The sequence below is a fragment of the Sinomonas sp. R1AF57 genome, from assembly GCF_002224485.1.
GTDB lineage: Bacteria > Actinomycetota > Actinomycetes > Actinomycetales > Micrococcaceae > Sinomonas > Sinomonas flava.
On the sequence record NZ_CP022463.1, the window covers coordinates 664,704 to 684,018 of the forward strand.

A 19,315-nucleotide genomic window follows, 5' to 3' on the forward strand; every position below is an offset into this window, starting at 1 on the left:
CCACAGGGGGTGACCTCGGCGGGTCAGAGGGCCTGGCGGATCGTGGTCTCGAAGCTCGTGACGTGCTCGAGGGCCATGCGTCCCGCGGTCTCCTCGTCACCGTCTGCGATCGCGCGCAGCAGATCGGCATGCTCCTTGACGTGCCCTGCCACCGAGGGAACCTTGTCCAGGACGAGGCACCAGATGCGCGTGGCGAGGTTGTCGTACCGGATGAGCGTGTCGGTGAGGTGCGGGTTGCCGGCGGCCTCGTAGATGAGCCGGTGGACCGTGATGTCGTAGCGCATGAGCTCGCGCTGGTCGAGCGGCTCTGACAGCGACTCGATGCGGTCGGCAGTCTCGCGCAGCTTTGCGCGCATCGCCGGCGACGCGTCCCGGGCGGCGCGGCGGGCCGCGAGGGGCTCGAGCTGCTCGCGGATCTCGGAGACATCGGCGAGCTCGGTGATGTCCACGATGGTCGCGAACGTGCCGCGGCGGGGGTAGGACACCACGAGGTGGTCCACCTCGAGCCGCTTGAGCGCCTCACGCACCGGCGTCCGGCCGACCCCGAGCTCGGCGGCGAGGGCGGTGTCGTTGATGGGGTCGCCGGGCTTGATCTCGAGCATGATGAGCCGGTCCCGCACGGTCAGGTACGCCTGCTCGGCGAATGAGGCGGACGCCCCGGCCGTCTCGGCATGGGCTGTGATGGTCACCTTTCGCCTCCTTCCGGGGTGCGCTTGACTCCCCTGTGATGTGAACCATAGTATCGATGCCAGAACTAATATATCAGTTGATGATTAGTTAGATATCACTTCCGGTATCAAGCAGACGACAGACCAAGGAGGCACCGTGGAGAACCTTCTCGACCTGCCGCTCGTCCAGGCCGACCCCGAGGTCGCGGCAGCCATCGCCGCTGAGCTCGGGCGCCAGCAGGGGACGCTCGAGATGATCGCGTCGGAGAACTTCGCCCCGACGGCCGTCATGGAGGCGCAGGGTTCAGTCCTGACCAACAAGTACGCCGAGGGCTACCCGGGCAAGCGCTACTACGGCGGCTGCGAGCACGTTGACGTGATCGAGCAGCTCGCGATCGACCGGGCCAAGGCCCTCTTCGGCGCGGAGTACGCGAACGTCCAGCCGCACTCGGGCGCCCAGGCGAACGCTGCGGCGATGCACGCGCTCATCCAGCCCGGGGACACGATCATGGGCCTCGACCTGGCGCACGGCGGGCACCTGACCCACGGGATGAAGATCAACTTCTCCGGCAAGCTCTACAAGGTGGTCCCGTACCAGGTCTCCGAGAAGGACCACCGGATCGACATGGCGGAGGTCGAGCGGCTCGCCGTCGAGCACCGGCCCCAGCTCATGATCGCGGGCTGGTCCGCCTACTCCCGCCAGCTCGACTTCGCCGAGTTCCGCCGCATCGCGGACAAGGTCGGGGCCTTCCTGCTCGTGGACATGAGCCACTTCGCGGGCCTCGTCGCCACCGGCCTGCACCCGAACCCCGTTCCGCACGCCCACGTCACCACGACGACGACCCATAAGACGCTCGGCGGCCCGCGCGGCGGGATCATCCTCACCAACGACGCCGCCCTCGCCAAGAAGGTCAACTCCGCGGTGTTCCCCGGCCAGCAGGGCGGCCCGCTCGAGCACGTGATCGCCGGCAAGGCCGTCGCCTTCAAGTTCGCTGCGACCGAGGAGTTCCGCGACCGCCAGCGCCGCACGCTCGAGGGCGCGCGCATCCTGGCGGACCGCCTCACGCAGCCCGACCTCACGGAGGCGGGGATCGGCGTCGTGAACGGCGGCACCGACGTCCACCTGGTCCTCGTGGACCTGCGCCACTCGGAGCTCGACGGGCAGCAGGGCGAGGACCGCCTCCACCGGATCGGCATCACGGTCAACCGCAACGCCGTCCCGTTCGACCCGCGCCCGCCGATGGTGTCCTCCGGCCTGCGGATCGGCACGCCCGCCCTGGCCACCCGCGGCTTCGGCGCCGCCGAGTTCACCGAGGTTGCCGACATCATCGCCGCCGCCCTCAAGCCCGAGTTCGACGACGAGCTGGCCGCGGCGCTGCGGTCCCGCGTCGCCGTCCTCGCCGACAAGCACCCCCTCTACCCGCACCTGACCCCGGCCGAGTCCGGGGCCGCAACCGAGAACGGAGCCCAGTGATGGCGGACCTCCTGCCCGAACACCCGGACTTCCTCTGGAGGAACCCGGACCCGAAGCCCTCCTACGACGCCGTGATCGTCGGCGGCGGCGGCCACGGCCTCGCCACCGCGTACTACCTCGCGGCCCACCACGGCATGACCAACATCGCCGTGCTCGAGCGCGGCTGGCTCGCCGGTGGCAACATGGCCCGCAACACCACGATCATCCGCTCGAACTACCTGTGGGACGAGTCGGCGGCGATCTACGAGCACTCCCTCAAGCTGTGGGAGGCCCTGCCCGAGGAGCTCGAGTACGACTTCCTCTTCAGCCAGCGCGGCGTCATGAACCTCGCCCACACGCTCCAGGACGTGCGCGAGTCCGTCCGCCGCGTCGGCGCGAACAAGCTCAACGGCGTCGACGCCGAGTGGCTCGACGCCGACCAGGTCAAGGAACTCTGCCCGATCATCAACACGAGCGAGGACATCCGCTACCCGGTCCTCGGCGCGACCTACCAGCCGCGCGCTGGCATCGCCAAGCACGACCACGTCGCGTGGGCCTTCGCCCGCAAGGCCGACGAGCTCGGCGTCGACATCATCCAGAACTGCGAGGTCACGGGCTTCGTCAAGAACGGCAACCGCGTGGTCGGCGTCCAGACGAACCGCGGCACGATCAATACCGGCAAGGTCGCGCTCTGCGCCGCAGGCCACTCCTCGGTCCTGGCCAAGCTCGCCGGCTTCGACCTGCCGATCCAGTCGCACCCGCTCCAGGCGCTCGTCTCCGAGCTCCACCACAAGGTGCACCCGACGGTCGTCATGTCCAACCATGTCCACGTGTACGTCTCCCAGGCGCACAAGGGCGAGCTCGTCATGGGCGCCGGCATCGACTCGTACAACGGCTACGGCCAGCGCGGCGCGTTCCACGTCATCGAGGAGCAGATGGCCGCCGCCGTCGAGCTCTTCCCGATCTTCGCCCGCGCACACCTGCTGCGCACCTGGGGCGGCATCGTCGACGTCACGCTCGACGCGTCCCCGATCGTGGGCAAGGCCCCGGTCGAGGGCATGTACGTCAACTGCGGCTGGGGCACGGGCGGCTTCAAGGGCACCCCGGGCGCCGGCTGGACCATGGCCCACACGATCGCGACCGACGAGCCGCACGCCCTCAACGCGCCGTTCGCCCTCGAGCGCTTCGAGACCGGCGCCCTCATCGACGAGCACGGCGCCGCCGCCGTGGCCCACTGAGCCACAGGCTCAGACAGACACAGAAAGGAGCACGAGCATGCTGCTCATCACCTGCCCCAACTGCGGGCCGCGCGACGAGACCGAGTTCCACTACGGCGGCCAGGCTCACGTGGCCTACCCCGAGAACCCCGCCGAGCTGACCGACGCCGAGTGGTCCCGCTACCTCTTCTACCGCGAGAACCCGAAGGGCGCCTTCGCGGAGCGCTGGGTCCACACCGGCGGCTGCCGCAAGTGGTTCAACGCCATCCGTGACACCGTCACTTACGAGTTCAAGAGCATCTACACCGGCGCCGCGCCAGCGGCAGCCACCGCAGCAGCCACGAATGGAGGCCAGAAGTGACCAGCCAGAGCCACCGTCTCCCCGCCGAGAAGGCGCCGGGCTCGCGGATCGACCGCGACGCCGTCGTGCGCTTCACGGTCGACGGGACCGAGTACACGGGCTTCGCCGGCGACACCGTCGCCTCGGCCCTCCTCGCCAACGGCGTCGTCGAGACCGGCCCGTCCATGTACCTGGGCCGCCCGCGCGGCATCCTCGCCGCAGGCGTCGAGGAGCCCAACGGCCTGCTCACCGTCAAGGACCGCGGCGCCGGCGGCGTCGACGAGACGATGCTCCCGGCCACGATCGTCGAGCTCACTGAAGGGCTGACGGCCACATACCTCTCGGGCCTGGGCACCCTCGATCCGCGCACCGACGAGGCCGTCTACGACAAGAAGCACGTCCACACCGACGTCCTCGTCGTCGGCGGCGGCCCCGCCGGCCTCGCCGCGGCCCGCGAGGCCGCGTCCACCGGCGCCCGCGTCATCCTCATCGACGACCAGCCCGAGCTGGGCGGCTCGCTGCTCTCCTCTCCCGGCGAGACGGTCGACGGCGTCCCGGCACCCGAGTGGATCGCGGCCGCGGCCGCCGAGCTCGCCGCCGGGGACGAGGTCACGGTCCTGACCCGCACGAACGCGTTCGGCTCCTACGACTCGAACTACATCGTGGCCCTCGAGTCCCGCACCGACCACCTCGGTGCCGAGAAGGCCCGCGAGCTCAGCGCCCAGGGCGTCTCCCGCCAGCGGCTGTGGCACATCCGCGCCGCCCAGGTCGTCCTCGCGACCGGCGCGCACGAGCGTCCGGTCGTCTTCGCGGACAACGACCGCCCGGGCATCATGCTCGCCTCCGCGGCGCGCACGTACCTCAACCGGTACGGCGTGCGCCCCGGCTCGTCCGCGGTCGTCTTCACGACCAACGACTCCGCCTACGCGACCGCCACCGAGCTGGCCGCCGCAGGCGTCCCGGTCGCGGCAGTCGTCGACGCCCGCGCCGAGAAGACCGAGGCGGCCCTCGCCGCCGAGGCCGCCGGCCTGCGCGTCATCGCCGGCTCCGTGGTGAGCGGCACCGAGGGCTCGGCCGAGAGCGGCAGGGTGAGCGCCGTCGTCGTGCGCGGCCTCGCCTCTGACGGTTCTCTGACCGGCGACGCCGAGCGCATCGAGGCGGACCTCCTGGCCGTCTCGGGCGGCTGGAGCCCGGTGGTTCACCTGTTCAGCCAGCGCCAGGGCAAGCTGCGCTGGGACGAGGACCTCGCCGGGTTCGTTCCGGCCGGCACCGTCACCGGCCAGCAGATCGTGGGCTCGGCCCGCGGCTCATACCTGACCTCCGACGTGGTCTCCGAGGGTGCGCACGCGGGCGCGGTGGCCGCGTTCAACGCGGGCTTCGTGACCGAGGCCGGCGAGCACGCCACGGCGGTCTCGTCCCGCCCCGCCGTCGCCTCCGCCCCGACCCGCCAGGTCTGGCTCGTCCCCGGCGAGACCGGCGAGCCCGCCGACTGGAACACCCACTTCGTGGACCTCCAGCGCGACCAGACCGTCCACGACGTCCTCCGCGCCACGGGTGCCGGCATGCGCTCGGTCGAGCACGTCAAGCGCTACACCTCGATCTCCACGGCGAATGACCAGGGCAAGACCTCGGGCGTGAACGCGATCGGCGTCATCGCGGCGGCGCTCAAGGGTGAAGGCTCTGCCCCCGGCATCGGCGAGATCGGCACGACGACGTTCCGCGCCCCGTACGCGCCCGTCGCCTTCGCTGCGATGGCCGGCCGGAAGCGCGGGGAGCTGTTCGACCCCGAGCGGATCACCTCGATCCACCCGTGGCACGTGGCCCACGGCGCCAAGTTCGAGTTCGTCGGCCAGTGGCTGCGCCCGTGGTACTTCCCGCAGGGCGAGGAGACCATGGACGAGGCCGTGCTGCGCGAGTGCGCCGCCGTGCGCGAGTCCGTGGGCTTCATGGACGCCACCACGCTCGGCAAGATCGAGATCTGGGGCGCGGACTCGGGCGAGTTCCTCAACCGCATCTACACCAACGCGTTCAAGAAGCTCGCCCCCGGCATGGGACGCTACGGCGTCATGTGCGGCCCGGACGGCATGATCTTCGACGACGGCGTGACCCTGCGCCTGGACCAGGACCGCTACTTCATGACCACCACGACCGGCGGTGCCGCGAAGGTCCTCGACTGGCTCGAGGAGTGGCACCAGACCGAGTGGCCCGAGCTCGACGTGAACTTCACGTCCGTGACCGAGCAGTGGACCACGGTCGCCGTCGTGGGCCCGAAGTCCCGGGCGGTCATCGCGAAGGTGGCCCCGGAGCTCGACGTCGACAACGACGCGTTCCCGTTCATGGCCTGGCGCGAGACCACCCTCGCCTCCGGCATCCCCGCCCGCGTGTGCCGCATCTCGTTCTCCGGCGAGCTCGCCTTCGAGATCAACGTGGCCACCTGGTACGGGCTGCAGGTGTGGGAGGATGTGGCCGAGGCCGGCGCGGAGTTCAACATCACCCCGTACGGCACCGAGACCATGCACGTGCTCCGCGCTGAGAAGGGCTACCCGATCGTCGGCCAGGACACCGACGGCACCGTGACCCCGCAGGACGCGGGCATGGAGTGGATCGTGTCCAAGGCCAAGGACTTCGTGGGCAAGCGCTCCTACTCCCGCCTCGACACCGCCCGCACCGACCGCAAGCACATGGTCTCGCTGCTCCCGGTGGACCCGTCCTTCCGCCTCCCGGAGGGCACGCAGGTGATCGAGCAGGGGATCTCCACGAACCCCGCGTACGGGCCCGTGCCGATGCAGGGCCACGTCACGTCGAGCTACCACTCGGCGGCGCTCGGGCGCTCGTTCGCGCTCGCGCTCATCAAGAACGGCCGCAACCGGATCGGCGAGACCCTCACCGCCGTCGCCGGCGACCGGCTCGTGGATGTCCTGGTCGGTGAGACCGTCCTCTTTGACCCCGAAGGGAAGCGCCGTGATGGCTGAGACGATTGAAGTGACTGCTCCTGCTCCCACCGCCCTCCGCGGAGGCGCCGCGGCCCTGCGCCGCAGCCCCGCCGCCCAGCTGGCGGACGCCTTCGCGGCGGCGACGGTCCAGGGCGAGCGCGGCGTGGCCGTGCGCGAGGTCCCGTTCCTGACCCAGCTCGGCGTCCGCGCCGTCCCCGGGTCCGCCGGCGCCGCGGCCGTCGAGTCCGCGCTCGGCGCGCCCCTGCCGTCGGGCCACGGACGCACGACGACGGGCGGCGGCTACACCCTCCTGTGGGTTGGACCCGACGAGTTCCTCGCGGTGGCGGACGAGACGGCGACCTCCGCCCTCGAGGACCGCGGGCCGGCCGAGGCGGCCCGGGTGGGCGACGCGCTCGGCGAGGCCGGCTCGCGGGCCGCGGGCGCCGTCGTCGACCTCTCCGCGAACCGGACCACGTTCGAGCTCAGCGGCCCGAGCGCGCTCGCGGTGCTCGAGAAGGGCATCTCCTACGACCTGCACCCGCGCCGCTTCGAGGTGGGCACGGCCATCGCGACGGTCCTGGACCACGTGCCGGTGCTCCTGTGGAAGACCGCCGAGGACACCTACCGGGTGCTGCCGCGGGCCTCGTTCGCGGACCACGTGGGCCGCTGGCTCGTGGACGCGATGCGCGAGTTCGCGGTCAGCGGCGCCGCAGCAGCGGGCGTACGGTGAAAGCATGACTACCGAATACGTCCTGACGCTGGACTGTGCCGAGGGGCCGGGGATCGTGTACGCGGTCTCGGGGTTCCTGGCCGAACGCGGGTGCGACATCATCGACATCAAGCAGTTCGGCGACCGCCGCGGCGGCCACTTCTACATGCGGGTGCACTTCGAGGCCCCGGGTGACGAGCAGGGGAGCGCCGACGCCGCCGACCGCCTCCGGGAGGAGTTCGCACCGGTCTCCTCGAAGTTCGGCATGGAGTGGACGCTGCGGCCGGCAGGGGAGAAGACCCGCGTGCTGCTCATGGTCTCCAAGTTCGGGCACTGCCTGAACGACCTCCTGTTCCGGGCCCGGATCGGGGAACTGCCGGTCGAGATCGTGGCCGTCGTGTCGAACCACGAGGACCACCGCGGCCTCGTCGAGTGGCACGGCATCCCGTACCACCACATCCCCGTCACGAAGGAGAACAAGCCCGAGGCCGAGGCGAAGCTCCTGACGCTCGTGGACGGGTACGGCGTGGAGCTCGTGGTCCTGGCCCGCTACATGCAGGTCCTGTCCGACCAGCTCGCGACGAGGATGTCCGGACGGGTGATCAACATCCACCACTCGTTCCTGCCGTCGTTCAAGGGCGCCAAGCCCTACCACCAGGCGTGGGAGCGCGGGGTCAAGACGGTCGGCGCCACGGCGCACTACGTCAATGCCGAGCTCGACGAGGGGCCGATCATCGCCCAGCAGGTCATCGAGGTGGACCACACCCACTCGCCCGAGGACCTCGTGGCCGTGGGCCGCGACGCCGAGTGCAAGGCGCTCTCCAACGCGGTGCGCTGGCACTGCGAGGGACGCGTGATCCTCAACGGCAACCGCACGGTGGTGCTGCGCTAGCAGCCCGCTCCTCCTCCCCTCGCTCCAGGGGTCACGTTCTGGGGGTCACCTCCCGATGGTCTTTGTCACGACATTGACCATCAGGAGGTGACCCCCAGACGTGGTTAGGTGGTGGCCCAGCCAGACGTGCCTAGGTGAGCGGCCGTGTCATTCGGCGGCGGCCACGTGCAGGCGCCAGGGGACGGCAGGGAGTGCGAGGGTCCGCGCCACCGCGCCGTCGGGGGAGAAAATGTCGCCGACGAGGCTGCCCGAGTTGGCGGCGATGACCACGTCCATCTGGTCCACAATGCATGAGCCGGCCGGAAGCGATTCGAGGAAGGGCGCGAACTGCTCCTGGATCCGTGAGACAAGGACGTCGGCCGCCGCCACGCCCACCGACCGGCCGTCCTTCACCACCCGCTTGCTGAACGTGACGAGGTACGCGTTGGAGCCGAGCGCGTCCACGTATGAGTAGCTCGCCTGCACACTGCCCTTCTCATCCTTGGGCCACCAGGCGGAGCTCGAGTAGTCGTAGTACTGGAGGTCCATCTCGAGCCGCTCGGGTGCCTGCCGGCCGACGGGCACGTACGACCACACGATCCCCGTGTCGCCGAAGTAGGCCGCATCGGCGAGGAAACCGACCCCGTAGAGCACCGGACGGGCCGCGATCAGGGAGTCCAGCGTGACGCCGTAGACGGCCTCGAGGGCGGCGAGCCCCTTGTCCGGCGCGGCGTCGAGGGCCGCCAGGACGGTGTCGTCGACAGCGCGGATCGCAGCGACGGCGCGCTCCTCGATCTCGACGGCCAACGACTCGATGCCGGCGACCGCCTCGGACTCGGCGCTCCCGGCACGGCGCTGCCGCGGGGCCATCGGTGCCGAACCGTCCATGGACATGCGCAGGTCGATGAGGGCGTTCATCTCGTGCCGGACGTGCTCTTCCGCGCGCACGCGTGCCTCGGCGGCCTGGCCGAGCCGGATCGCCTCGACGATGGCGGCATGCTCCTGGGCGGCGCGGACGCCGCTGCCCGCGGCGCTCGTCCAGATGAGCGGCCCGACCTCGGCCTGGAGCGCCATCTCCTGGCGCGTGAGGCGCACGGAGCGTGACGCTGCCGCCAACTCGAGGTGGAACCTGCTGTCCGCCCGGGCCATGCCGGCGGGCTCGGCGGCCGATTCGACCATGGCGCCGAGCGAGGCCAGGCGCGCCACGGAGATCTGCTGCGGCCTCGCCGCTGCCGCTGCCGCCGCCGAACCGGCTAGGACGGCGCGGTACTCGCGGATGTCGCGCAGGTCGTCCAGCGTGTAGGCGGCGAGCGTTTCCCGCCGCGCCCGGGCGAGCTCGCCGGTGTTCGCCTTGACGAAGCTCCCACCGCCGCGCCCGCGGCGGGTCTCCACGAGGCCCAGATGGCGCAGTTCGGCAAGCGCGGTCCGCAGCGTCTGCGTCGAGACGCGCATCATCGCGGCAAGGTCGTTCTCGCTCGGCAGCTGGGCCCCGTCCTCGAGGACTCCCAGCTCGATGGCGTGGCGGATCCGGCGCCCGATCTCCTCGCCGCGCTCGCCGGTCTCCAAAGGGGCGAACGCGAGCTGTTCCCTCCAGCTGGTCATGATCCCATCCTCCTCCCGCGGAAGGATTTCAGTATAACTCTTGACATGTGATCTCACAGGTTTAGAGTTTAAATATCAGCGGGAAGGGATCGAGGTCCCGGACCGACCGCCACAGAGAAAGACCTAAGGAGGCGGGGGCCATGGTGGATGTCAACGAAGTCGTCCATGTGTGGAGCCGCGCCGGTCACGGAACTCCGGATGACCGACTGGGCCGCTACGCCCAAGCACTCACTGCCGATCGTCCCGTCGGTCCTTACCGGGCCCTCGACGACGCCCAGGAGGACCAGGCGATCCTCGCCCTCTACCGCGTGGACCGCCCGCAGGCCACGATCGCGGACCTCCACCAGATGCCGCCGCTCGCGCTGTCCAGCTACCACCAGATGCTCCACGATCTGGCCCGCGAGGGGCTCGGCCCGATGCGGGACTCCCGCCCGTTCCCGATCGGGGGACTGCGGTGAAGCGGCGCATCCCGCGGGCTCCGCGCGGCCTCGGAAACCCGGTCGCGCCCCGCACCCACGGCGCGGCGCCGCTGCCGGATCAGGTCCTCGAGGAGGAGCGCGAGCGGCTCATCCGCCGGCTGGACGTGGAGATCATCGTCGCAGACTTCGTCTGACGCGCTGTGGAGCGGCCCTTCCCCGGCCGCATTCCCGCCCAGCTGCCCGCGAGGACGAGCAGGCCGCCGACCGCCAGGCCCGGGGTGAGGGGCTCGGCGTCGATGAGGGCGGACAGCACGATGGCGGGGATCGGGATCAGCAGGAACTGGTACGACGTCGCGGAGGCGCTCCATCGCCGCAGGACGAACAGGAACGCCGCGAAGATCGCCACCGTCGACACGACCAGGAAGCCGAGGGCCACCCATGTCGAGGGAACGGCGGGAACCGCCCAGCGCTCGCCGCTTGCGACGGAGGCGATGGCGAGGAGGCCGGCACCGACCGCCATGCCGATGGCATTGAGGGCCGCGATCGGCAGGGGCGGGAACCGCTTGACGACGACGGCTCCCGCGCCGACCGACACGGCGGCCGCGGTGATCGCGAGCACGCCGAGGATCGAGAACTCGGGCGCACCGCCTGTGCCGATCCCGCTGACGACGGCGATCCCCCCGAGCGCCACGACGGTGCCGAGCAGCCGGCGCCAGCTGAAGACCTCTAGCCCGAAGGCTGCGGCAAGGAGGATCGTGGCCAGGGGCACCGAAGCGAGGATGATCTGGGCGAGGCCCGCGTGGACGGTGCGCAGTCCCTCGTAGATCAATCCGTAGGCGAGCCCGAAGTTGAGCACCCCGTACAGGAGGGCCCCGGCAAGCTGCCGACCGCGCGGCCAGGCCTTGCCGCTGAGGGCCATGATGACCACGAACACGAGTGCTGCGGCGGCGAACCGTGCTGCCGCCCCGAAGAGGGGATCGAGTTCGCGGTTGCTGACGCGGATCGCCACGGCGTTGCCTCCCGTGACGACCACCGCACCGGCGAAGACCAACGCTGTCAGCACGCTGCCCCGGCGTGCGCTATGGCCGCTGTCCAGGGGCCCAGAAGTCTCCGCGGGTTCGGCGGTGTCCATGGGGACAGTGTGCGCCGATGCCGCCCCCGCCGCCATCGCGCGAACGCGCCCCCGCGTGCCTGGGTTCGTCAGCGGTACTCGGGGTTGGGGTGATCCTTGTTGGACAGGTCCCAGTTCGAGATCACGTTGCCGTGGGCCGGGATGCCGCCGGCGTCCTTGAGGCGCCGGGCCGTGTGCAGCATGTTCCACGCGGCGAACACCGCGTTCCGGGTGGTCCAGTGGTTCTGCGCGCCCCGGTTGTCGTCGAGGTAGGACGGGCCCGGGCCTGCCTCCCCGTTCCAGTAGGCGTCCGCCTGCGGAGGGATCGTGAAGCCGATGTGGCTCAGGGCATAGAGCAGCTGCGAGGCGCAGTGCTTGCCGCCGTCCTCGTTGCCGGTCACGATGACGCCGCCCACCTTGCCGTAATAGGCCCACTGCCCCTTCTCGTTGGCCTCGCCGGAGTAGCCGTACAGCCGCTCGACCATCAGCCGGGTGACCGAGGACTGGTCGCCGAGCCACGTCGGGGTGGCGAGCACGACGATGTCCGCGGGCTCGATGAGGGAGCGGTAGAGCTCCGGGAAGGCGTCCGTGGGCCAGCCGTGCTCGCGCATGTCGGGGTAGACCCCCGGCGGGATGTCGTGGTCCACCGTCCGGATCTCGTCCACGCTGGCGCCCACGCCCTCGACCACCCGTCTGCTGACCGCGATGAGGCCGTCGGTATGGCTCTGCTCGGGGCTGGGTTTGAGCGTGCCGTTGATGTACACCGCCCTCAGGTCCGAGAAGTCCGTGGTGCTCGCCGCGACCTCGGCGTCGATGAACGCCTGCACTGACTCCGGCAGCATGGCCGGCTCCTTCCGTTGTGGGCCGTTCCCGCTCTCGTCCACACGATGCTAGGCGCGCCGGGAGCAGGAGGGGAGGGGCGGCGTCGTGCGTCAGCGTGTGCGGATCGCCGCGAAGCCGCTGGCAGCCATGACGAGGACGGCGACGAGGATGAGGGCGAGCGGCGCGGTCCAGCCGCCCGCCCAGGCACGCAGGCCGCCCATCACGATCGGCCCGGAGGACGCGACGGCGTAGCCGACGGTCTGGATGAGGGCGGTCATGCGGCGGTTCTCGTCGAGCGTGCGGGCCCGCTGGATCACCACCGTGAACACGACCGTGAATGTCCCTCCCTGGGCGATGCCGCCGAGGACGGCCCAGGCCAGCCAAGCACCCGGCGCCGCGAGCAGGCCCGCCGGAAGGGCCACCCAGCACGCGGCGACGAGGGCGAAGAGCCGGGTCGGGCCCCAGGAGAACGCGTGCGCGAGCACCGGGACGAGCAGCGGTCCTGCGATGGCGAGCACCTGGAACAGGCTGGCGGCGAGGCCGGCCTCGGACGGCGTCATGCCCCGGGTCTCGACCAGGAACGTGGGGAACCACAGCGTGACGGCGTAGTAGCCCAGATTGTGCAGCCCGAACGTGACGGTGAAGAGCCACATCATGCGCCTGTTCGCCGGGCTCACCTTCGCCCGCGGGACCGTCGGCGTGGGTGCGGCCTGCGCACGACGGCGCGCGGCCGCCCGGGCGAGCGGGCCGGGGAAGTCCGCGTCCGACCACCGCGGCCCGTCCTTGCCGGGCGGGAAGACGAACAGCCAGGCGCCTGCCGCGACTGCTGTGACCGCGAGCCAGGAGGCGAGCGAGGCCTGCCATCCGACCGCAGCTGCGAGGGGCGCTGTGAGCGCCGAGGCGAGGGTCGTGCCCACGTTGACCGCCGCCGTCGTGAGCCCCGTCATGAGCGCCGCACGGTGCGGGAAGTCTCGGCCCACGAGCAGGGGAGTGGCGACGTTGACGATGGTCATCGCGGCTCCGATCGCCACGGTTCCCGCCAGTGCTCCGTCCGCCCCGCCGTACGAGCGCAGCAGGATGCCGGCCGCGAGGCCGCCGAAGAAGTACAGGAGTGCATGGTTGATCCCGATCCGGCCGATGAACCAGGCCGCCGCCGGCGTGATGAGCCCGAAGCACAGGACGGGAATCGCGGTAAGGAGCCCGACGACGGCGGCCCCGAGGCCGGTGCCGCTCTGGATGTCCGGCAGCACCGGGCCGAGCGCGACGAGCGGCGCGCGGGCGTTGAGCGAGACGAGGCCGACGGCGAGCAGGGCCAGCGCCGCGGCGCGGCTCATCCGGCTGGTCACGGGGAGTCCTTTCGACGGGTGACGGCCGGCGGGCTCCCACGTCGAATGCGGTTCCGGGCGGCGTTCCCACTCTCTCACGGCCGGGAGGAGGCCAGCAGAATTTGTCAGGACAAAGTGTTGCAGACAGGGGCCGGTTCTCATATTGTAGTTATGTCAGGACAAAGTACGAACGAAAGATTTGAGCGCATGCCCCTCATCCGCATCGACGTCGCCGCAGGCCGCAGCCCCGAGGAGCTCGCAGCCATCAGCCGGGCCATCCACGACGCGGTCCTCGCGGAGTACCGCATCCCCGAGCGCGACTACTTCCACATCATCACCGAGCATGCCCCGGGCCAGATCGTGGCGCAGGACGCCGGGCTCGGCTTCGACCGGACTTCTGGCGTGGTGATGATCCAGATCTTCACCCAGGGCGGCCGGGGGCAGGAGGCCAAGGAGGGCCTGTTCGAGGCGATCGCCCGGAACCTCGGCGAGGCGGGCGTGCCGGGCGAGGACGTGTTCATCGGCTACGTCGAGAACACCGCCGGCGACTGGTCCTTCGGCTTCGGCCGGGCTCAGTACGTCACCGGGCAACTGGCTGTCCCTCGCGCTGAGACCTTCGCATGAGAATAGCCAATTGTCAGTACAAACCTTTGACAGGACATTAAATCTGTAGCAGAGTGGACCTGTGGCCGCCGCCACAGGCGGCGAAGCCGGCCCGGGTCACCGGGCTCCCAAGGAAAGGCGCGCAGTAGTGACCTACGACGTTCTCACGATGGGGCGCATCAGCGTCGACATCTACCCCAACGACATCGGCGTCGGCCTGGCGGACGTGACGAGCTTCGGCAAGTACCTGGGCGGTTCGCCGTCGAACGTCGCCGTCGCAGCTGCGCGCCATGGGCGCGCCACCGCCGTCGTCACCCGCACGGGCGACGACCCCTTCGGCGAGTACCTCCACCGCGAGCTCGCCAAGTTCGGCGTCGACGACCGCTTCGTGACCCCGGTTGCGGGCCTCCAGACTCCGGCGACGTTCTGCGCGATCATGCCCGCCACGCATGATTTCCCGCTCTACTTCTACGGCCGCTTCCCCACCGCCCCGGACCTGCAGATCCGGGCCGACGAGCTCGACCTCGACGCCATCAGGGATGCGCGCATCTTCTGGTCCACGGTCACGGGCCTGTGCCAGGAGCCCAGCCGGTCCGCGCACATCGCCGCGCATGAGGCACGGCCGCGCGCGGGCCTCGCAGAGGCCACAGGCACAGCGGGCCAGTTCACCGTCCTCGACCTCGACTACCGCCCGATGTTCTGGACTGGCGAGGAGGCCGCCCGCGAGCAGGTCGCCAAGGTCCTGCCCCACGTCACAGTTGCGATCGGCAACGAGGAGGAGTGCGCGGTCGCCGTCGGCCACGGCACCCCGGACGAGCAGGCGGACCGCCTCCTCGCTGCGGGCGTCGAGATCGCCGTCGTCAAGCTTGGCCCTGAAGGCGTCATGGCCAAGACCCGCACCGAGCGCGTCGTCTCCGCCCCTGTCCCGGTCGAGACCCTCAACGGACTCGGCGCCGGCGACTCGTTCGGCGGCGCGTTCTGCCACGGCCTCCTGGCCGGATGGCCGCTCGCCCAGGTCCTCGACTACGCCAACGCCTCGGGGGCGATCGTCGCCTCCCGCCTCGCCTGCTCCGACGCGATGCCGACGCCGGAGGAAGTCACCTCGCTGCTGGCCGAACGCGGCCGCCTCGTCCCCGAGGCGGTGGCCCAGTGACCGCCGGCTCCACGACCGCCGCCGGGTCGCCGTCGGCCGCCCTCGCCAACGCGCACGACGACGACCCGCGCCGCTACGAGTACCTCACCAAGATCCGGCTCGAGGACCCGCAGGCGGTGGCCCGCGCAGCGGCCTCCCGCCACCGCCACCCGGGCGCCGTCCTCGGGAAGCAGAACTTCATCGTCGCGGCCGACCACCCCGCCCGCGGGGCGCTCTCGGCGCAGGGCCAGCCCGAGGCCATGGCCGACCGGCTCGAGCTCCTCGACCGCCTCCGGATCGCCCTCGCGAACCCGGCCGTCGACGGCGTGCTCGCGAGCCCGGACATCATGGACGACCTGCTCCTGCTCGGCGCGCTCGAGGGCAAGCTCGTCTTCGGCTCGATGAACCGCGGCGGCCTCGCCGGGTTCGTCAACGAGCTCGACGACCGCTTCACCGGCCACACCGCCGAGGCGCTCGCGGCCCTCGGAGCCGACGGCGGGAAGATGCTCACGCGCATCGCCCTCGGCGATCCCGCCACGGCGTCCATCCTCGAGAACACGGCCAAGGCCGTGGACTCGCTCGCCGCCCACGGCCTCATCGCGATGGTCGAGCCCTTCCTCTCGAGCTGGGTCGATGGCAAGGTCAAGAACGACCTCTCCACTGAGGCCGTCGTCAAGTCGGTCGCGATCGCGTCCGGCCTCGGCTCCACGAGCGCGTACACCTGGATGAAGCTGCCGGTGGTGCAGGACATGGAGCGCGTCATGGCGGCGACGACCATGCCGACCGTGCTCCTCGGCGGCGATCCGGCCGGCCACCAGGACGAGGTCTTCGCCTCGTGGGGCCGGGCGCTCGCCCTTCCCGGCGTGCAGGGACTCACGGTGGGGCGCACCCTCCTGTACCCGGCCGACGGCGACGTGGCCGGCGCCGTCGCTGCCGCAGCATCGCTGCTGCGCGCCGAAGAGATCACCCCCGCTGCGGCGGCCAAGCCAATGGAGGCATCGAAGTGACATCCACCCGCACGATGACGGTCGCCCAGGCCCTCGTCGAGTTCCTCGGCCGCCAGTACACGGTGGACTCGGTGGGCGGCCCAGACGGTGGCGCCTACCGCGAGCGGCTCATCCCGGGCATGTTCGGCATCTTCGGGCACGGCAACGTGGCCGGCGTGGGCCAGGCGCTCAAGCAGTGGCAGGTCGTCGACCCCACGCTGATGCCGTACTACCAGGGCCGCAACGAGCAGGCGCAGGTCCACCAGGCCGTGGGCTACGCCCGCCATACGCGCCGCCGGCAGACGTTCGCCATCTCGACCTCGATCGGCCCGGGCTCGTCGAACATGCTCACCGGCGCGGCGCTGGCCACGGCCAACCGCCTCCCGGCCCTGCTCCTGCCGAGCGATACGTTCGCGACCCGCGCCGCGGACCCGGTCCTGCAGCAGCTCGAGCAGCCGCACGGCTACGACATCACGGTCAACGACGCGTTCCGGCCGCTCTCGAAGTACTTCGACCGGGTGAACCGCCCCGAGCAGCTCTTCTCCGCGCTCCTGCACGGCCTGCGCGTCCTCACGGACCCGGCTGAGACCGGAGCCGTGACCATCGCCCTCCCGCAGGACGTCCAGGCCGAGGTCTTCGACGTTCCCGAGGAGTTCCTCGCCGAGCGCGAATGGCGCATCCGCCGCCCCGAGCCCGAGGCCGAGGACATCGCCGAGGCCGCCCGCCGCATCCGCGCCGCGAAGCGCCCGGTCATCATCGCCGGCGGCGGCGTCCTCTACGCCTTCGCCACGGACCAGCTCCGCGCGTTCGCCGAGGCCACGGGCATCCCGGTCGGCTGGACACAGGCCGGCGTCGGCTCCCTCGCCTGGGACCACCCCCAGGCGCTCGGAGCGGTCGGTTCCACGGGCACCACGGCCGCGAACGCCGTCGTGCGCGATGCGGACCTCGTCATCGGCATCGGCACGCGCTACGAGGACTTCACCACGGCCTCGCGCACCGCATTCCAGGACCCGGACGTGAGCTTCGTGAACATCAATGTCGCTCCCATCGACGCCTACAAGCACGGCACCTCGCTGCCGATCGTCGCCGACGCGCGCAAGGCCCTCGCGGCGCTCACGACGGCGCTCGGCGGCTACCGCGTCGGCGCGGAGCTCGAGCGCGTGGTCGCCGACGAGAAGGCCCGCTGGGACGACACCGTCGACACTGCTTTTGCCGAGGACAACCAGCCCCTCGTGTCCCAGAACGCGATCATCGGCGCGGTCAACCGCGCGATGGACCCGCGCGACGTCGTGGTCTGCGCCGCCGGCTCCCTGCCGGGCGACCTGCACAAGATGTGGCGGATCCAGGACCCGTTCGGCTACCACGTCGAGTACGCCTACTCCTGCATGGGCTACGAGATCCCCGGCGGCCTCGGCGTCAAGCGTGCGGCACTGGACGAGGCGGCGCGAGGCGGGGGCGGCGAGGACGCGCCGCGCGACGTCGTCGTGATGGTCGGCGACGGCTCCTACCTCATGATGCACACGGAGCTGGTCACGGCGGTCGCGGAGGGCATCAAGCTCATCACCGTGCTCATCCAGAACCACGGCTACGCCTCGATCGGCGCACTCTCGGAGCAGCTGGGCTCGCAGCGCTTCGGCACCAAGTACCGCACGCTGGACCGTCAGCACCACACGTTCGACGACGGCGAGAAGCTCCCCATCGACCTGGCTGCCAACGCCGAGAGCCTCGGCGTGACCGTGTACCGGATCGAGCCCGGACCGAACGCGATCGCCGACCTCGAAGCCGCGATCGGCAAGGCCAAGGCCGCGCCCGAGGGCTCGGGCCCGATCGTGATCCACATCGAGTCCGATCCGCTCGTGGACGCCCCGAGCTCGGAGTCCTGGTGGGACGTTCCCGTCTCCGGCGCCTCCGAGCTCGAGTCCACCAAGCAGGCCTTCGCCACCTACATCGACCACAAGTCCCGCCAGCGGCCCTTCCTCGGCTGACCCCTCAGAACGAACCGCGAAAGTCCATCAGGAGTACGAAGCACATGAGCATCAAGACCATTCCGCATTTCCTCAATGGTGAGGAGTCCAACGGTGTCGGGGAGCGGACGCAGCCGGTGTTCAATCCGGCCACGGGCGTCCAGACGGGTGAGCTGCGCCTGGCGGACCGGGCTGATCTGGAGGCGGCGGTGGCGAACGCGCGCAAGGCCGCCGAGGCCTGGGGTGAGACCTCCCTGGCCAAGCGCACCGCGGTGCTGTTCCGGTTCCGCGAGCTGGTCGCCTCCCATGTGGAGGACCTCGCCGCGCTGGTCACGGCCGAGCACGGCAAGGTGATCTCGGATGCGAAGGGGGAGATCGGGCGGGGCCTGGAGGTGATCGAGTTCGCCTGCGGGATCCCGCAGCTGCTCAAGGGCGCCTACTCCGACCAGGCCTCCACCGGCATCGACGTGTTCTCCTACCGCCAGCCCGTGGGCGTGGTCGCGGGGATCACCCCGTTCAACTTCCCCGTCATGGTCCCGCTGTGGATGGCCCCGGTCGCGATCGCGACCGGCAACGCGTTCATCCTCAAGCCCTCCGAGCGGGACCCCTCCGCCTCGATGCTGCTTGCCCGGCTGTGGGCCGAGGCCGGCCTCCCGGCGGGCGTGTTCCAGGTCCTCCACGGGGGCAAGGAGACCGTGGACGGGCTCCTGACCCACCCCGACGTGGACGCGGTCTCGTTCGTCGGCTCGACCCCGATCGCGCGCTACGTCCACGAGACCGCGACCGCGCACGGGAAGCGGGTCCAGGCCCTGGGCGGGGCGAAGAACCACGCGATCATCCTCCCGGACGCGGACATGGACAACGCCGCGGACCACCTCGCCGCGGCCGCGTTCGGCTCCGCGGGGGAGCGGTGCATGGCCATCAGCGTCGCGGTCGCGGTCGGGGAGGCCGCGGACGCGCTCGTGGGGAAGGTCAAGGACCGGGCCGAGGCGGTCAAGGTCGCCGAGGGCACCGACCCGGGCGCGGAGATGGGCCCGATCATCACCGCCGCGTCCAGGGACCGGATGAAGGGCATCGTCACCGCCGCGGCCGAGGCCGGGGCCCAGCTGGTCGTGGACGGGCGGGAGTTCACCGTGGCGGGCAAGGAGGGCGGGAACTGG

General features: G+C 70.9%; 17 protein-coding genes. 12 read left to right on the forward strand and 5 right to left on the reverse strand.

Annotated features, from left to right (window positions below):
• Positions 1-23 precede the first annotated feature (23 nt).
• Complete coding sequence (locus CGQ25_RS03095) at positions 24-683, reverse strand: GntR family transcriptional regulator (RefSeq protein ID WP_208712845.1); 660 nt, start codon at positions 681-683, stop codon at positions 24-26.
• Positions 684-825: 142 nt separating this feature from the next.
• Here CGQ25_RS03095 and glyA point away from each other — a divergent pair, with 142 nt between their 5' ends.
• The 6 genes from glyA to purU are packed head-to-tail and all read left to right on the forward strand — an operon-like array spanning position 826 to position 8,212.
• A complete protein-coding gene (gene glyA, locus CGQ25_RS03100) occupies positions 826-2,142 on the forward strand; it encodes a serine hydroxymethyltransferase (RefSeq protein ID WP_208711761.1) in 1,317 nt (438 codons plus the stop codon).
• Positions 2,142-3,359: a sarcosine oxidase subunit beta family protein gene (locus tag CGQ25_RS03105; RefSeq protein ID WP_208711762.1), complete on the forward strand. Its 1,218-nt coding sequence runs from the start codon at positions 2,142-2,144 to the stop codon at positions 3,357-3,359. The genes glyA and CGQ25_RS03105 overlap by 1 nt, the downstream gene beginning before the upstream one ends.
• A 37-nt stretch (positions 3,360-3,396) precedes the next feature.
• Positions 3,397-3,699 (forward strand): sarcosine oxidase subunit delta, encoded by a 303-nt coding sequence (locus CGQ25_RS03110; RefSeq protein WP_208711764.1) that lies wholly within the window; start codon positions 3,397-3,399, stop codon positions 3,697-3,699.
• Positions 3,696-6,650: a 2Fe-2S iron-sulfur cluster-binding protein gene (locus tag CGQ25_RS03115; protein ID WP_208711765.1), complete on the forward strand. Its 2,955-nt coding sequence runs from the start codon at positions 3,696-3,698 to the stop codon at positions 6,648-6,650. The genes CGQ25_RS03110 and CGQ25_RS03115 overlap by 4 nt, the downstream gene beginning before the upstream one ends.
• Entirely contained in the window at positions 6,643-7,341 is a 699-nt protein-coding gene (locus CGQ25_RS03120; protein ID WP_208711766.1) for a sarcosine oxidase subunit gamma, read from the forward strand. The genes CGQ25_RS03115 and CGQ25_RS03120 overlap by 8 nt, the downstream gene beginning before the upstream one ends.
• A 4-nt stretch (positions 7,342-7,345) precedes the next feature.
• Positions 7,346-8,212, forward strand: coding sequence for a formyltetrahydrofolate deformylase (purU, locus tag CGQ25_RS03125; RefSeq protein WP_208711767.1), 867 nt, complete (start codon positions 7,346-7,348; stop codon positions 8,210-8,212).
• Between the two features lie 147 nt (positions 8,213-8,359).
• On the opposite strand, the gene CGQ25_RS03130 is transcribed toward purU, so the two are convergent.
• Positions 8,360-9,793, reverse strand: a complete 1,434-nt coding sequence (locus CGQ25_RS03130; RefSeq protein WP_208711768.1) for a GntR family transcriptional regulator — start codon at positions 9,791-9,793, stop codon at positions 8,360-8,362.
• Positions 9,794-9,933: 140 nt separating this feature from the next.
• Here CGQ25_RS03130 and CGQ25_RS03135 point away from each other — a divergent pair, with 140 nt between their 5' ends.
• Positions 9,934-10,251, forward strand: a complete 318-nt coding sequence (locus CGQ25_RS03135) for a hypothetical protein (RefSeq protein WP_208711769.1) — start codon at positions 9,934-9,936, stop codon at positions 10,249-10,251.
• Positions 10,252-10,330: 79 nt separating this feature from the next.
• On the opposite strand, the gene CGQ25_RS03140 is transcribed toward CGQ25_RS03135, so the two are convergent.
• The 3 genes from CGQ25_RS03140 to CGQ25_RS03150 all read right to left on the reverse strand — a co-directional run bounded on the left by CGQ25_RS03140 (position 10,331) and on the right by CGQ25_RS03150 (position 13,491).
• Positions 10,331-11,344, reverse strand: coding sequence for a DMT family transporter (locus CGQ25_RS03140; protein WP_208711770.1), 1,014 nt, complete (start codon positions 11,342-11,344; stop codon positions 10,331-10,333).
• Positions 11,345-11,412: 68 nt separating this feature from the next.
• Entirely contained in the window at positions 11,413-12,165 is a 753-nt protein-coding gene (locus tag CGQ25_RS03145) for a flavodoxin family protein (protein WP_208711771.1), read from the reverse strand.
• A 90-nt stretch (positions 12,166-12,255) separates the two neighbouring features.
• Positions 12,256-13,491: an MFS transporter gene (locus tag CGQ25_RS03150; RefSeq protein WP_208711772.1), complete on the reverse strand. Its 1,236-nt coding sequence runs from the start codon at positions 13,489-13,491 to the stop codon at positions 12,256-12,258.
• Between the two features lie 186 nt (positions 13,492-13,677).
• Between CGQ25_RS03150 and CGQ25_RS03155 the strand changes: the two genes are divergently transcribed.
• The 5 genes from CGQ25_RS03155 to mmsA form a co-directional block, all read left to right on the forward strand.
• On the forward strand, positions 13,678-14,094 hold the full coding sequence (locus CGQ25_RS03155) for a tautomerase family protein (RefSeq protein WP_208711773.1): 417 nt from the start codon (positions 13,678-13,680) through the stop codon (positions 14,092-14,094).
• A 127-nt stretch (positions 14,095-14,221) separates the two neighbouring features.
• On the forward strand, positions 14,222-15,226 hold the full coding sequence (iolC, locus tag CGQ25_RS03160; protein WP_208711774.1) for a 5-dehydro-2-deoxygluconokinase: 1,005 nt from the start codon (positions 14,222-14,224) through the stop codon (positions 15,224-15,226).
• Positions 15,223-16,212, forward strand: coding sequence for a deoxyribose-phosphate aldolase (locus CGQ25_RS03165; protein ID WP_208711775.1), 990 nt, complete (start codon positions 15,223-15,225; stop codon positions 16,210-16,212). The genes iolC and CGQ25_RS03165 overlap by 4 nt, the downstream gene beginning before the upstream one ends.
• Before the next feature lie 14 nt (positions 16,213-16,226).
• Positions 16,227-18,176: a 3D-(3,5/4)-trihydroxycyclohexane-1,2-dione acylhydrolase (decyclizing) gene (gene iolD, locus CGQ25_RS03170; RefSeq protein WP_208712846.1), complete on the forward strand. Its 1,950-nt coding sequence runs from the start codon at positions 16,227-16,229 to the stop codon at positions 18,174-18,176.
• Between the two features lie 44 nt (positions 18,177-18,220).
• The coding region (gene mmsA / locus CGQ25_RS03175; protein ID WP_255405538.1) for a CoA-acylating methylmalonate-semialdehyde dehydrogenase at positions 18,221-19,315 on the forward strand (1,095 nt) is incomplete at its 3' end.